The sequence below is a fragment of the Phycisphaeraceae bacterium genome, from assembly GCA_019636675.1.
Classification (GTDB): Bacteria; Planctomycetota; Phycisphaerae; order Phycisphaerales; family UBA1924; genus JAHBXC01.
In genome coordinates this window covers 273,012-286,689 of sequence record JAHBXC010000003.1, presented here as the reverse complement: position 1 = coordinate 286,689, position 13,678 = coordinate 273,012, and the positions used below count along the sequence as shown (strand labels likewise).

Genomic DNA, 13,678 nt, shown 5'->3' with positions numbered 1-13,678 from the left:
AGATATGAACCGCTTCGCCGTCATCGGTCTCGGACGCTTCGGCTCGCGCCTCGCGAGCAACCTCGCCGCCGCGGGCGCCGAGGTGATCGCCATCGACCGCTCGCGCCAGATCGTCGAAGACCTGCGCGACAAGGTCACCCTCGCGATCGCCCTCGACGCGACCGACGAGCAGGCCCTGCGCATCCAGGGCGTCGACCAGGTCGACTGCGCCGTCGTGGGCATCGGGCAGGACTTCGAGGCCAACGCCCTCACCACGGCGCTCCTCAAGTCCCTCGGCGTCACGCGCGTCGTCTCGCGCGCCGGAAACCAGATGCAGGCCGAGATCCTCACGCGCATCGGCGCCGACGGCGTCGTCAAGCCCGAGGACGAGTCCGCCGAGCGATGGACGCACCGCCTCCTCGCCCCCACCACCATCGACCACATCGAACTCGGCGACGGCTACGCCCTCATCCAGCGCATGACCCCCAAGCAGTGGGTCGGCAAGGCCCTCAGCGAGCTCGAACTGCGCAAGGAATATCGCGTCACCATCGTCGCGATCCGGCGCGCCGTCGCCGCCCACGGCGCCAAGGACGGCAGGCCCGAACGCGTCGTCGAGGTGCCCATGCCCGCGTCGCGCCTGGGCGTCAACGACATACTCGTCATCGCCGGCTTCGACCGCGACCTCGAGAACCTGCCGAGCTGACGACCACGCTTTCGCGCCGGGATCGACGCGCCAAGCGTTGTATCTTCAGGAATTTGCGCGCATCCAGCGCCCGCGGCGCAGATGGTTCGATGATTCTTTCTTTCGATCATCCCGAAAGGGCTTGCCCCCCCCCCGGTTCTCTGGTATATTGCGGCTCGAACACCGTAGGGGAACCGGGTTATGCGCCGAAGGGCGGTCACCATCGTCGAGTTGCTGGTCGTGATCGCGGTCCTCGCGATCCTGCTGGGCATATTGCTGCCGACGCTGCGAGGGGCCCTCCGCTCAAGCAAAGACACGGTCAATCTGACGAGCCTTCGATCAACGCACCAGCAGTTTTTCCAGTGGGGCGCTGCGCATCGGGATGTCTTTGTGAATCAAGGGCTGCCTGCGCCCGGGACGCCGTTCGTGCTGCGCGCGGGCTCGAGCCCCGGAACGATCGTCGGGCATTACACCATGCAGACCGAGTACTGGACATGGCCCCTCGGCGCGTGGCTGGAAGAGGGATACCCGACATGGCACCCGGCGGAAGAACGCCCGCTCCCCGAGAGCGAGGTCCGGCTGCAATCGATGATGGTCTCGTACCCGGGTGCGCTGCATTTCAGGGCATCGATGTTCAAGGTTTCGAACGCGATGTACATGGACCCGCAGCGGTTCACCCCCGACTGCGGTTCGCGCCTCGGCAATAGCGTGTTCCGGCCGGTGCGTTGGAGCGAGGCCGCGTTCCCCTCCTCGAAGGTCCTGCTCTTCCATAGTGGGCAGGTGACAGATCCGACAAGGAACGAGCCAGGCGTCTCGCTCGTGACCGTCGATGGGGCGGCGAGACCCGTGCCTGCCGCCGGCGCGATCACGCTTCCAGGGTCGCGCTGCGCCGAGAGACCGTTCGAGGACACGCCTCTCGGAATCATGGGAAGAGACTTTGTGAACCAGTGAGAAATCCTCTTCAACGCGAAGGAGTCTGTCCATGTCACGACCAGTTTCACTTCGTTGCATGGTCGTCGCGACCATCGCCGGTATCGGAGCTTCGCTTTCGGCGCAGGACGGCCCGATCTACCTCATGGACATGGACGCCGGTCAGCAATGCCAGCCGTACTACGGAAGCGGGCCGAGCGGGAATGACGAGGGTGGGGGCGGACAGATCGGCTCGCCGGCTGGATATATCTGGGCGTGGACGTCTTGCAGCTCCGCGACCTTCACGCACCCGTGCCCCGCGAACCCCTTCCAGATCGGATGGTTCAATGTTCTGAGCGGCGGCGCCTTCGGCCCGAGTCTTCGCTACTCGATGTGCTGCGGGAGCGCCGAGGTCGGCGCCGTCTACAACATCTGGGTCAACGGTGTCTTCATTCGGCAGGAACACCGTTGCCGGGGTTCTGAGTGGCCATTCTGAACGCCATTACTGGCACGCGGCGGTATCGTCATCGACGGCGCGTGGCCGCGTATGTCGTGATGGTGATCATCGGTCTCGTGATCGTCATGATGCTGCGAGGTCGTGAGGATCGCACATACATCGTCGCGATGACGAACGAACCCTGCGCCACGATAACTCTGAGGTCAATGCCAGCAAAGGATGTCCTCGCGGCACGCCTCACTCGCCGATCGCCGGGCGGTGTTGGGGCCAGCGACCGGGTCGTCGCGTTCGCGATCGAGTATCTGCACGCGTCCATGTCGGGCTGCGCCGATGCCATGATCAACTTGCGCGACGGGGACGCGTGGCACGAGGAACTCATGTCCATGGCGAGGCAGGGCGCCGCGGTTCACGGCGATCGCGCTCCCGCGACCGGTGAGAGCGAGGCGCGAGCGCTCGCCCTCTGGTGGTTCAGAACGGCAGAGCCATGGGCGTGGGTGGACCTCCGGTCGGTCTCACTCGCGCCGATACGCGAGGACTCGGGGCGGGCGATGGGGCGCGAGTGGGTGGCGTCATGGTCGGCAAAGGCGGCCGGCGCGCCGAAAGGTCGCCCACCCACCCCGTACATGTCGATGTTCACACCCGATGATGCCGAGTTCTTTCTTCAGACGGGTGAGCTGTTCGTGCTGCGTGCGACCTTCGGCCTGCGCGCCGAGGCCGCGGGCGATGATGTGCTGCACGCGCGTGTGCTTCTCTACGAACTTCCGGATGGGCGGGCAGGGGTGATCGCCGTCCTTCTCGACGGGAACCTGCTGCCTCTGTGGTCGCAGCTGGTGCTCTAAAGGCGTATCGCCATGCCATAAGTCGCATTCGTTCAGTGGCTTGCGCACATCCACCCCTGCAGCGCGGATGGCCCGACGGTTTTTGAATCGACTATCTCAAAAAGCGCTTGCCCCCCCCCCCCCGGTTCTCTGGTATATTGCCCTCTGAACACCGTAGGGGAACCGGGTTATGCGCCGAAGGGCGGCCACCATCGTTGAACTCCTCGTCACCGTCGCGGTGGTCGCGATCGTGGTGGGCATCACCATCCCGGTGCTGCGCACCGTGGCGATGAAGCGTCACGATGTGAAGAACCTCACCAGTCTGCGCTCGACGCACCAGCAGTTCCGGCAGTACGCGAACGATCATCAGGATTACTTCCTCAACGCGGGGCTGCCACGCAGGCCGGGGTACCCGGCGGCGATCGACTACGGTCCGGGCAACGGGTTCGAGCACATCTCGTACCTCGGGCAGGACACGTGGTGGCCGATGGTGCTGTCGACATACACCAAAGAGGGCTTCCCCACCTGGCACAGCACGCATTGGCCGCCTCCAGAGCGCGGCCCGGCGCATGTGCACGCGGGGTACACCAACACGCGGTACATCGCGGAGTCGGGTTTCATCTACTCGCTCGCGTGCGTCACGGACCCTTCGCTCTGGCGCGACAGCGCCGACGCGAGCGGCGGCTTCGACAGGTATTACCAACTCGTGCGATGGTCGACGACGGCGCACCCCTCGTCGAAAGGGATGCTGTTCGACGGCGTGTCGCCGTCTCGCGACGACCGGACCGACCGGAGGAATGTCGTGTTCGTGGATGGATCGGCTGGACTTTACGATTTCTTCTCGCCCGTTGCATCGCCCGAGGGGGCGCGCCGGCGGGGAAGGCCGGTGTCGTGGACTCCGGAAGGAATACTCGGTCGGGACTTCTGAAGCATCGTTCCATGGAGAGCCCACATGCTTGTTCGATCTGCAGTCGCTCTGGCAGCCAGCATGGTTCTTGCTGGCACTGTCGCACCCGCTGACACCGGCATTCACTACGGCAGTTGGCAAAACGCACAGCAAGCCAACGATGCCGGGCCCAGCCCGAGTTGTGTGCAGGACCCCGAGAACTGCGCGCGGAAGTGGACTTGGACGGAGGACGATTACACCGCGTCGAAGTGGTGCGACCCCGGCTCGACCGGATGGGCGTACTACAAGCTTCCGGTTGAGTTGTGGGTCGTTTTCTGTTGCGCAACCCAGGGCGAGTACCGGTATGTTTACCTCAAAGAAGGTGGCGCCGTCATCGGAACACAGACCAAGTGCGGCACGACGATCGCCGGATGGCTGGGCTGATTGAGGAACTCAATATCATGCAGACGAGCCGTATTTCGCTTGCGTTCGCTCTCTTCGGCGGCATCTCGCTGCTCATCGCGGTTGTCGTCGTGACCAGCGGGCCGGGGCCCGCCACTACTGCCCCATTGCTCGATGCTGCTGTCGATCCCCTCCGCAAGGTGATGACCGATGACGAAGGGCCTGTCGATTCCTCACTCGATCCCGACGCGGTGACTCGACTCCGTACGGCGATTTCCGCAGCGCTCGCCGGCACGGGTGTGGACACGGCCGATGCTGCGACGCATGCCGCGGTGGAGTATGCGCTGGGCGTCGCGGATGGAGATATCGACCGTCTGGCCGGTCTCGCGCTCGAGCACGGCGCGAAGCCCTCGGCGAGCCGCGTCGCGTTTTATCGTGGGTTGGCCGACGCTCGTCCGGACCGTCTGCGCCCTCGCGATGTCGAAACCTGGAACTCGGTGCAGGTGCTGCGCTGGGGCGCGATGATCACGGCGCGCGCTCGATGGGAAGGCGTCGCGTTCGATTCGATCACCGCCGAGGTCATCAGCGATCCGTCGCAGGTCGAAGCGCTGTCGGATATGACGCCCCCCGATGGGTCGGGCCTGACGATCGGCTATGCGCCGATGTCATTCCCGCTGCCCGATATCGCGAGGCGCTTTCAACAGATGGAATTGCGGGGCGTCGTGCTGACCATCCCGGCGGCGCTCGTGAATGGGGACCGCACCGTGACGCAGGCCATCCTCGTCGAGTACGAGCCGGGGAAGTGGTACCCGATCGGCGCTCGGGTGACCGTCAAGGAAGGCCCCGAGAGTTCGTCGGTCTCGTCTGATCCGGAGCGACGCCCGCGTCCGATGTGAGTGAGCACAGTCACCCGTTGAGTCGGACGAGGATGTCGGGCAGGTTGTGGCTGAAGGCGCCGCGGGGCATGACCTCGTGGGCGCCCAGGTCGCGGGCGCGCTGGAGGGCGTCGACCTCGACATGGGGGCCGAAGGCGAGGATGCGGATCTGGCGTGTCCGGGGGGCGGCGCCCGCGCCGTCGGGGGCTGCGTGGGTGGCGGTTCCGGGGGTGATTTCGGGGGCCGGGTTCTCGGACCGGCGTCGGTTTTCGTCGTGGACGCGTTCGATGAGGGCGAGGGCGACCTCCGGCGCAGCCAGATCGGCGATGAAGGCGACGACCGGGGAATCCGCAAGGCGGGCCTCGAGCATGTCGATGGAACGGACCGGGCGTGCCGGCACGCCCAGCGTCTCGGCGGTCGACTTGATCTTGACCCCCCATGTGAGGTCCGAGGCGTAGAAGACTATCATGAGTGGAGATCCTGTCGTTCGCGTTCGGTTCGCCCGTCGGGGCGGCGCGTCGGCGGGTTGGTGGGAGTTTCGCAAGCACAACCGTGAGTCGCGGCCCCTGCGTTGTTTTCCCTCGGGCTGGACGAACGCTGGAACCATCTGCAATGTCGACCACGCCGGCTACGGCAAGCATTGTCGCCCCTTCGTCGTCTCGCAACCGAGGGCACCTCGAGAGCCCGGTGTACGACGAGCTGGGGATGGCGCGTGACCCCAATAACCTGTACCTGCAGACCATCGACGCGGTCCTCCAGGCCGCCGAGGTGCTGGAGCTGCCCCACCACCTGCAGATCATCCTCGCGCAGCCCAAGAACGAGGTGATGGTCCACTTCCCGGTGAAGATGGACGACGGGCGCTACTCGCTGTTCAAGGGCTATCGCGTCCAGCACAACAACGCGCTTGGCCCCTTCAAGGGCGGCATGCGCTTCCACGAGCATGTCTCGCTCGACGACGTGAAGGCCCTCGCGCTGCTGATGACCATGAAGTGCTCGCTCGTGCGCGTGCCCTTCGGCGGCGGCAAGGGCGGCGTGAAGTGCAACCCGTACCAGCTCTCGAAGGAAGAGCTGATGCGCGTGAGCCGGCGCTTCTGCGTCGCGATCAGCCAGATCATCGGCCCGGACTACGACATCCCGGCGCCCGACGTCGGCACCAACGCGCAGGTCATGGCGTGGTTCGCCGACACCTATTCGCAGATCTCGCACCAGCCCAACGCGATGGCGGTCGTCACCGGCAAGCCCGTCGAGGTGGGCGGGTCGGTCGGGCGCGAGAAGGCCACCGGTCAGGGCGTGGTGGACGTCGTCGCCGAGATGGCGCCGGCGCTCGGGCTCGACCTCAAGGGCGCGCGCGTCAGCGTGCTGGGCTACGGCAACGTCGGCTCGTGGGCGGCGCGCCTCATCGCGGAGCGCGGCGCCAAGGTCGTCGCGGTCATGGACCACACCGGCGCCCTGCGCAACGACCACGGCTTCGACACCGTTGCCCTGGCCGAGCACTGCGCCCGCCACGGCGGCGTCGCCGGCTACGACAAGTTCCAGGGCCACGCCAACAACGGCGCGCCCAACCCGGGCCACGGCGGCACGCCGATCAGCGAGGAGGAGTTCTACCGCACCAAGGTCGACCTCTTCATCCCTGCGGCGCTCGAGCAGATGATCACCGAGAAGAACGCGTCGTGGGTCGACGCCAAGGTCATCGCCGAGGGCGCCAACGCCCCCACCACCCCGGCCGGCGAGCGCCTGCTCCTGGAGCGCGGCATCGAGATCCTCCCGGCGATCCTCTGCAACTCGGGCGGCGTGACCGTCTCCTACTTCGAGTGGGTGCAGAACCGCACCAACCAGTACTGGGACGGCGAGCGCGTCGACGAGGAACTGAACCGCCACATGGTGATGGCCGCCCGTCGCACCGTCCTGGCGCGCCAGCGCTACGACGTGGACATGCGGACCGCGGCGTACATCGGGGCGCTTGAGAACATCGGCAAGGTCTACCAGATGCGCGGCATCTTCCCGTAACGCGCCCGAGCCGGAGCAACCACTTCAGGGCCCGTCGGCGCACGCCGGCGGGCCCTGTTCGTTGTCGCGCGGCGCGCGACTGCCGATTTTTTTGCTTCCTTCGCTGGGTCCGGGTGGTATATTGAAATGACAGAGAGATCTCGGCCGCGCCACCGTCGCGCGTGTTCCCGGACCCTTGGAGGAGTACGAAGATGCGTTCCACCCGATTGGCTCCCGTCCTTCTCGCGGTCGCGCTGGGCTCGACCGGCGCGCTGGCCGTCGATGTCGGTCACCTCGACTCGTTCTCCGTCGCCGGCGAGCTGAACGGCTGGGGGGGCGGGTCGTTCATCTATGACAACCCCGGGACCGGCGGCGTGCACGGCGCGAACGACGGCTTCCTCCTGGTGTCGAACCCCGTCCCCATCAACTTCGCGGCGCGCTCGGGCTCGTCGGCGTACGCCGGTGACTGGATCGAGGCGGGCGCGACCGGCATCTCGTTCTGGCTTCGCGATGTCGGCGGCACCGGCGATCTCGAGATCCACCTGGGCATCGGGCTCGCGTTCAGCAACTTCTGGCAGAGCAACATCGCGCTGCGCCCCACCGACGAGTGGCAGGAGTTCACGATCACCTTCGACGACCCCTCGCAGTGGACGCGGATCATCGGAGGCGGGTCGTTCGAGAACGCGCTGCGCAACGCCGATCGCATCCTGTTCCGCCACGACACGCCCCCTTACGGGCGCAACCCCCCCCTGCACGCCGGCGGGCTGGGGATCGACGAGATCCGCATCCTGCCCACCCCGGGCGCTCTGGGCGTGATGGCCCTGGCCGGCCTCTGCGCCGCGCGCCGGCGTCGCTGAGCCCGGTCCCCGACGCTTCTCCCGGACGCCCGCCCACTCGGCGGGCGTCTTTCGTTGGGGGATCGACCGGGTCTGGAATCCGCGCCGGGACGCAGCCCGAAGGCCCCGGGGCGGTTTTTCTTTGCGGCGGCGGGGCAATCGCCGATGCCCTTGTGCGTTCCCCTCTCGTGAGCAACCCCCCCGGGCCGAACCCCTCCATGACCAGGCACCCGCACTCCAACCCGATTTCCCGCCGGCGCGCCTTCTCGCTGATCGAGCTGCTGGTGGTGGTCGCGATCATCGCGCTGATCCTGGGGATCGCGATCCCGACGCTCTCGTTCGCGCGGGCCAAGGCCGCCAGCACCGCGTGCGGCGCGAAGCTGTACGGCATCGGGCAGGCGTTCGCGATCCACAACGACAACAACAGCGGCAAGTACCCCGAGGCGCGGTACATGCCCGACCCGTGGCTCACCAGCGACGAGCGCCCGCCCATCAACCAGGCGCTCAAGGACTACATCGAGCCCTACTCGACCGCGTGGGTCTGCCCCTCGGACCGCGTCGTGCACACGCAGACCTACGAGGAAGACGGCGTCGAGAAGACCTGCGGCGTCAGCTACACCTATGTCGCGGTGCTCTCGGCGAGGTCGTACGAAGAGACCTTCTTCGCGAGGTTCCTGCGCTTCTCGCCCTCCGACACGCCCGTGATGCACGACTTCGACGGGGGGACCTTCGAGCGCCAGGACGGGCAGACCGTGCGCGTCGACTTCTTCCACCCGCGGCGCAACATCCTCTTCGTCGACGGGCATGTCGGCCCGCTCGACGCCTCCAACACACAGACCGACTGACACGTCCACGGGCGCGAGCGCGCCCGACGACCACGGAGCGACACCATGTCCGATCACAAGAGATTCGACCTCGACGACGCGATGAACGAGGGCAAGCGCCGGGCGATCGACGCGAACTGGTCGTCGCGTAAGAAGGCGATGGTCGGCGTGGCCGCGGCGTGCGTGGCGACGGTGGCGATCGGCGGGAGCGCGTGGGCGTACACGCAGATGCGCACGCCCTCGCTGCCTCGGAACATGGATCAGGCGCTGGCGGTGATGTCGTCGGGCAAGCTGGACAAGATGGCGCCGGAGCGTCGCGCGCAGTACTCGGAAGAGGCGCGCCGCATCCTGTGGTCGCTCAGCGACGAGGAGCGACGCAAGCTGTTCGAGGACGAGAAGAACCGCGAGGCGCTGCGCGCCCTGCGCGAGCAGGCGTTCGACGACATGGCCTATCGCGTGGCGCGCGGCGAGCAGGTCGACTGGTCGCAGTTCGGCCCGCCCCGTCGCGAGATGACCGACGAGGAACGCCAGCGCATGCGCGAGGAATTCCAGCGCATGGCGGCGGCCACGCCCGAAGAGCGCGCGGCGCGCATGGAAGAAATGCGCAACCGCGCCGCCGACCAGATGCGCCAGCAGCTCGCCACCGGCAACGCCCAGTCGGGCGCGCTGCGAGGCGAGATGATGGGTCGCGGCGGCATGGGCCGGGGCGGCCCCGGGGGCGGCCCGGGTGGCGGCGGTCGCGGCGGCAACCGCGGGCCGCGCTGAGCGCGGACTTCCCGTGTGCCTCGTGCCTCATCCCTCGTGCCTGCTGACTCGCACCCCTCATCTGGCTCGCTGCGCTCGCCGTCCTCTCCACGCAAGCGGGGCGAGGAGGGGTTGTCGCGCCATCACGCTCGCTGCGCTCGTGTGATGGCGCCGTCACGCGCTTGTGGCGCGGCTGCGCCGCTCCACGTCACCCCTCTCTCTTCCTGCTCCCTGCTGCCTGCTCCCCACTCCCTTCCCCTCAAGTCTCCTGATCGGTGGGCCGGATCAGCACCTCGTTCACGTTGACATGCGCCGGCGATTCGATCGCGTAGAGGATCGCGCGGGCGATGTCTTCGGCTTTGAGTTTGCGCATGGTCTTCGTGCGCTCGAAGAAGGCGTCGCGCAGCGCCTTGTCGGGGATATGGGTCTGGAGTTCTGTTTCGACGATGCCGGGCGCGACGACCGTCACGCGCACGCCCTTGCGGAAGAGTTCGGCGCGGAGCCCCTCGGAGAAGGCGTGGACGAAGAACTTGGTGCCGCAGTAGACCGCGGCGTTGGGGAAGACGCGCCGGCCCGCGACGCTGCTGATGTTGACGATGTGCCCGCCTCGAACCTTGCCTTCGACCTCTCTGGTCATGTGGGGCAGGCAGGCCGCCGTGCAGTGCAGGACGCCGTTGATGTTGACATCAACCATCTGCGCCCAGTCGTCCTCGCGGAGGGCTTCGAGGGGGCTGAGGGGCATCACGCCGGCGTTGTTGACGAGGATGTCGATGGGTCCGAAAGTGGCGACGGCGGTGTCGACCATCGCGCGGACGCTGTCGCGGCTGGTGATGTCGCACTCGACGGCGAGGGCTCTGCCGGCGGCGCCGTTGGCGGTGATCTCGTGCTCGATGTGCCGGAGACGTTCGGCGCGCCTGGCGACGAGGACGACGCGCGCGCCCTTCTCGGCGAGGAGTCGGGCGGTGGCTTCTCCGATGCCGCTGGACGCGCCGGTGACGATGGCGACTTTGGTGGCGAGGACGCTCATTCTGCTTCTCCACATGTGCGCGACAAAGCGCCGCGGCGGGCAACGCTAGGGTCGCTCGCGGCGGCGCGTGTCGCGCGATGGGGAGGTGAGCGCGGTGTTGCTCAGTAGGCGAGGTTCGCCCAGGGGTTGGTGTTGGCGAACTGGTTCGCGGGGTCGGTGATGATCTGGGCGACGTGGTTGTTGGGGAAGTTGCCCGACGACTGGAGGTTCATGCCGTAGGGGCTCTGGCTGCCCTGACGCACCGCGTTGCGAGTGACGACGGTGTTGGCGGCGCCGCTCCAGAGAAAGATGCCCCAGTTCCCGCCGGTGACGGTGTTCGAGTCGATGCGGCACCCGTCGCCGGCGGCATAGATACCGGTCCCGTTGTCGTTGGCGACGGATTGCTCGACGGCGGAGCGATGATTCAGAGAGAAGCCGTACTGCGAGTTGTTGTTGGCGATGCAGTCTCGCGCGTTCGAGCGGTAGAGACTGAATCCGACTTGCGAGTTGGAGTACGCGGCGCAGCGAACGAAGGTGGCTTGATCGCCTCCGAAGCCGTTGCGGCACTGGATGGCGGTGGAGTCGAGGACCATCCCGCCCTTGCCGACATAGATGCCCGTGCCCCCCGTGATGCCCCGGGCGGTGACATTCTCGACGCGGGCGCCGGTGGTGTAGGAGAGGTTGATCCCGCCGTCGTCGTACCCGGCTCCGGAGATCACTCCGTTGCGGATGACGACGCCGGAGATGCCGCTGGAGCCGTCGTCGCCGCGGTCGGCGATGGCGTACTGCGCGCCGCTGGCGTTGGTGACGGTGATGGCGAAGCCGTTGAGGTCGATCGTGACATCCGAGACCATGATCTGGATCGACCTCCCGATAGAGCCCTGCGTATGCAGGCGGTTCCCGGTCAGGTAGTACGAGCCGGGCTGGGTGATCGTGAACTTCGCGGGGTTCACGCCCCCGGGGATCGGGGTGCGCGCCTCGACCTGGTCGAGGGTCTTCATCGTGGGAACGATGGCGCCGGCGGGCGGGGTGAGGTCGCCGGCGAGAGCGAGGCTCGACCCCGAGAGGGCGGCGACGAGCGAGACGAGGGACAGCGTGCCCGCGCCACGGGCGCGGTTCATGGTCTTGGTGGTCACAACGAACCTTTCAGAGGTGGTGGTCGGTTTGTCCCCTCGCGGAAGAGCGAGGGCGTGGCGGGCGTCGGCCGCGGGGATGCCGGGGCTTCGGGTCGCTCGGAGAGTCATGCGACGGGCGGGGCGGGGGTGGCTAGGGAAAAGAGGGCAATGGGCAGTCGGCAATGGGCAATGGGGGAAGAGGGGATCTGGAATGTGGCGCGGCGCCTCTTTCTGGCCCATTGCCGATTGCCGACTGCCCATTGCCCTCCCCGACTGCCCGTTGCCCCCCCTCCCCTATACTCCCGACCCTCGCCAGTTCGTGATCCGTCGGACCGAAAGGACCCCCGCCCGTGCCGTACACCCTCAAGCCCGCCAAGCAGTTCGAACTCGACGACGAGCGGCTGGACTACCTGAAGCAGCACATCGACACCGGCGACCGGTGGGTGCTCAACTTCGGCCCCCAGCACCCGGCGACGCACACGACGCTGCGCCTGGTGCTCGAGCTCGACGGCGAGCGCGTGGCCCGCTGCACGCCGCACATCGGCTACCTGCACTCGGGCTTCGAGAAACTGGGCGAGCACCTCGATTACAACCAGTATGTCACGATCGTCAGCCGGATGAACTACCTGTCGCCGGTCGCGAATGACATCTGCTGGCACCACGCGGTCGAGAAGCTGTTCGGGATCGACATCACGCCGCGCTGCAAGGTGATCCGCACGATCCTGGCGGAGATGGCGCGCATCCAGGACCACCTGCTGTGCGTGGCGGCGGCGGCCCTCGACCTGGGCGCGCTGACGGGCTTCCTCTACGCGTTCAACCCGCGCGAGAAGATCTACGACATCATGGATTATGTCGCCGGTCAGCGGTACCACCCCGACTACACGCGCGTGGGCGGGCTGATGCAGGACCTGCCCGACGAGACGGTCTTCAAGCGCATGGTCAAGGCGTTCATCCACGACGACCTGCCCGGCGCGATCCGCGACCTCGAGAAACTCGTCGTGCGCAACCGCATCTTCATGGACCGCACGATCGGCATCGGGCATCTCTCGAAGGAAGACGCGATCGCCTGGTCGCAGTCGGGCCCGATCGCGCGCGCCTCGGGCGTGCGCCGAGACCTGCGCAAGGACGAGCCCTACCTGTGCTACGCCGACAACTGGGACAACAACGGCGCCGAGGCCGTCAAGTTCAGCGTGCCCCTGAGCGACGAGGGCGATGTCTACGCGCGGTTCATGATCCGCGTGGAGGAGATCAAGCAGTCGGTGCGCATCATCGACCAGCTCATCGACGCGATCCCGGGCGGTCCGATCGATGTGTTCGCCGACGCGAAGATGACCAAGCCGCGCAAGGCGGAGGTCTATGGGAGCATCGAGGGGCTGATCCAGCACTTCGAACTCATCATGACCAACCGCGGCTGGAAGGCCCCGCTGGCCGAGGCGTACGGCGCGCACGAGACGGCGAACGGCGAACTGGGCTACTTCGTGGTCTCCGACGGCGGCCCGCGCGCCTGGCGCGTGAAGACCCGCCCGCCGTCCTTCATCAACTTCGCGATCGTGAGCAAGATGCTCGAGGGCCACATGCTGGCGGACACGGTGGCGGTGATCGGCTCGCTGAACATCGTGGCGGCGGAGTTGGATCGGTAAGGGAACCGATCGAGGCGCCCCGGCTTCTAAGCGATAGGAGACCTTAGTTTCTGATGGGATCGTCTGCCGCCAGACGCTGCAGCACACCCCAATACGCAAAGAAGAACGATGATGCGCGGATCCATACCCGGATTGACGACCCGCGTTATTGCGGTGATCGCAACACCGAGCATCATCAGTGTCAACACAAAGTTACGACAGAAGAGCATGATCCCGGTGCTGACCTGACCACATCCCTGGATCAACTTTGCAACCTCTCCGATCAGCTCTGTAGTTTCCCGAATTGTCTTCATCCGGCGCCTGTGCGATTTTGACATTGTCGAATCCGATGTCATTGCCGGGAGAGGAGATCCGTCCCCTGTCTCGGGCGACAGGCCGAGCCTAGTGGCCGGAATGACACGCAGGGAGACGGCGTCAGGTCGTCCACACTCTTTCCACATGTGTTCGCTTGGTGTGGATAGACTGTCGCGAATTCGAGCGGATCAGGAATGGTGGCCCCAAGAGGGCGGTGTTATATCG

15 protein-coding genes are annotated in these 13,678 nt (G+C 66.6%); 12 read left to right on the top strand and 3 right to left on the bottom strand.

Annotation, left to right across the window (positions count from 1 at the left end):
• Positions 1-4: 4 nt before the first annotated feature.
• The 7 genes from KF684_11505 (at position 5) to KF684_11475 (ending at position 5,029) form a co-directional block, all read left to right on the top strand.
• The gene (locus KF684_11505; GenBank protein MBX3353548.1) at positions 5-682 is read left to right on the top strand and encodes a TrkA family potassium uptake protein; all 678 of its coding nucleotides are present in this window, start codon (positions 5-7) and stop codon (positions 680-682) included.
• A 180-nt stretch (positions 683-862) separates the two neighbouring features.
• Positions 863-1,612, top strand: a complete 750-nt coding sequence (locus KF684_11500) for a type II secretion system protein (protein MBX3353547.1) — start codon at positions 863-865, stop codon at positions 1,610-1,612.
• 31 nt (positions 1,613-1,643) lie between these two features.
• Positions 1,644-2,066, top strand: a complete 423-nt coding sequence (locus KF684_11495) for a hypothetical protein (protein MBX3353546.1) — start codon at positions 1,644-1,646, stop codon at positions 2,064-2,066.
• A 41-nt stretch (positions 2,067-2,107) separates the two neighbouring features.
• Complete coding sequence (locus KF684_11490; GenBank protein ID MBX3353545.1) at positions 2,108-2,866, top strand: hypothetical protein; 759 nt, start codon at positions 2,108-2,110, stop codon at positions 2,864-2,866.
• 169 nt (positions 2,867-3,035) lie between these two features.
• A complete protein-coding gene (locus KF684_11485; GenBank protein MBX3353544.1) occupies positions 3,036-3,773 on the top strand; it encodes a hypothetical protein in 738 nt (245 codons plus the stop codon).
• A gap of 24 nt (positions 3,774-3,797) precedes the next feature.
• Complete coding sequence (locus tag KF684_11480; protein MBX3353543.1) at positions 3,798-4,175, top strand: hypothetical protein; 378 nt, start codon at positions 3,798-3,800, stop codon at positions 4,173-4,175.
• Complete coding sequence (locus tag KF684_11475) at positions 4,163-5,029, top strand: hypothetical protein (GenBank protein MBX3353542.1); 867 nt, start codon at positions 4,163-4,165, stop codon at positions 5,027-5,029. The genes KF684_11480 and KF684_11475 overlap by 13 nt, the downstream gene beginning before the upstream one ends.
• Positions 5,030-5,039: 10 nt before the next feature.
• Here the strand turns inward: KF684_11475 and KF684_11470 are convergent, their stop codons facing one another.
• On the bottom strand, positions 5,040-5,477 hold the full coding sequence (locus KF684_11470) for a hypothetical protein (protein ID MBX3353541.1): 438 nt from the start codon (positions 5,475-5,477) through the stop codon (positions 5,040-5,042).
• A 236-nt stretch (positions 5,478-5,713) separates the two neighbouring features.
• Between KF684_11470 and KF684_11465 the strand changes: the two genes are divergently transcribed.
• From KF684_11465 to KF684_11450, 4 genes are all read left to right on the top strand, one after another.
• The gene (locus KF684_11465) at positions 5,714-7,015 is read left to right on the top strand and encodes a Glu/Leu/Phe/Val dehydrogenase (GenBank protein ID MBX3353540.1); all 1,302 of its coding nucleotides are present in this window, start codon (positions 5,714-5,716) and stop codon (positions 7,013-7,015) included.
• Between the two features lie 191 nt (positions 7,016-7,206).
• Positions 7,207-7,851, top strand: a complete 645-nt coding sequence (locus KF684_11460) for a hypothetical protein (protein ID MBX3353539.1) — start codon at positions 7,207-7,209, stop codon at positions 7,849-7,851.
• Between the two features lie 197 nt (positions 7,852-8,048).
• Positions 8,049-8,675: a prepilin-type N-terminal cleavage/methylation domain-containing protein gene (locus tag KF684_11455; GenBank protein ID MBX3353538.1), complete on the top strand. Its 627-nt coding sequence runs from the start codon at positions 8,049-8,051 to the stop codon at positions 8,673-8,675.
• A gap of 45 nt (positions 8,676-8,720) precedes the next feature.
• Positions 8,721-9,419 carry a hypothetical protein gene (locus KF684_11450; protein ID MBX3353537.1) on the top strand — a complete coding sequence of 233 codons (699 nt, stop codon included), beginning with the start codon at positions 8,721-8,723 and terminating at the stop codon, positions 9,417-9,419.
• A 238-nt stretch (positions 9,420-9,657) separates the two neighbouring features.
• On the opposite strand, the gene KF684_11445 is transcribed toward KF684_11450, so the two are convergent.
• Positions 9,658-10,425: an SDR family oxidoreductase gene (locus KF684_11445; GenBank protein MBX3353536.1), complete on the bottom strand. Its 768-nt coding sequence runs from the start codon at positions 10,423-10,425 to the stop codon at positions 9,658-9,660.
• A gap of 101 nt (positions 10,426-10,526) precedes the next feature.
• Positions 10,527-11,525 (bottom strand): hypothetical protein, encoded by a 999-nt coding sequence (locus tag KF684_11440; GenBank protein MBX3353535.1) that lies wholly within the window; start codon positions 11,523-11,525, stop codon positions 10,527-10,529.
• A gap of 395 nt (positions 11,526-11,920) precedes the next feature.
• On the opposite strand from KF684_11440, the gene KF684_11435 reads away from it, so the two are divergent.
• Entirely contained in the window at positions 11,921-13,159 is a 1,239-nt protein-coding gene (locus KF684_11435) for an NADH-quinone oxidoreductase subunit D (GenBank protein MBX3353534.1), read from the top strand.
• The last annotated feature ends 519 nt before the right edge of the window (positions 13,160-13,678 follow it).

Excerpts from the sequence above, each read along its gene's own strand:
- KF684_11500 (MBX3353547.1), top strand. The coding sequence starts at position 863 with ATGCGCCGAAGGGCGGTCACCATCGTCGAGTTGCTGGTCGTGATCGCG.
- KF684_11450 (MBX3353537.1), top strand. The coding sequence starts at position 8,721 with ATGTCCGATCACAAGAGATTCGACCTCGACGACGCGATGAACGAGGGC.
- KF684_11485 (MBX3353544.1), top strand. The coding sequence starts at position 3,036 with ATGCGCCGAAGGGCGGCCACCATCGTTGAACTCCTCGTCACCGTCGCG.
- KF684_11440 (MBX3353535.1), bottom strand. The coding sequence starts at position 11,525 with ATGAACCGCGCCCGTGGCGCGGGCACGCTGTCCCTCGTCTCGCTCGTC.
- KF684_11455 (MBX3353538.1), top strand. The coding sequence starts at position 8,049 with ATGACCAGGCACCCGCACTCCAACCCGATTTCCCGCCGGCGCGCCTTC.
- KF684_11465 (MBX3353540.1), top strand. The coding sequence starts at position 5,714 with ATGGCGCGTGACCCCAATAACCTGTACCTGCAGACCATCGACGCGGTC.
- KF684_11445 (MBX3353536.1), bottom strand. The coding sequence starts at position 10,425 with ATGAGCGTCCTCGCCACCAAAGTCGCCATCGTCACCGGCGCGTCCAGC.
- KF684_11475 (MBX3353542.1), top strand. The coding sequence starts at position 4,163 with ATGGCTGGGCTGATTGAGGAACTCAATATCATGCAGACGAGCCGTATT.
- KF684_11480 (MBX3353543.1), top strand. The coding sequence starts at position 3,798 with ATGCTTGTTCGATCTGCAGTCGCTCTGGCAGCCAGCATGGTTCTTGCT.
- KF684_11460 (MBX3353539.1), top strand. The coding sequence starts at position 7,207 with ATGCGTTCCACCCGATTGGCTCCCGTCCTTCTCGCGGTCGCGCTGGGC.
- KF684_11505 (MBX3353548.1), top strand. The coding sequence starts at position 5 with ATGAACCGCTTCGCCGTCATCGGTCTCGGACGCTTCGGCTCGCGCCTC.
- KF684_11470 (MBX3353541.1), bottom strand. The coding sequence starts at position 5,477 with ATGATAGTCTTCTACGCCTCGGACCTCACATGGGGGGTCAAGATCAAG.
- KF684_11495 (MBX3353546.1), top strand. The coding sequence starts at position 1,644 with ATGTCACGACCAGTTTCACTTCGTTGCATGGTCGTCGCGACCATCGCC.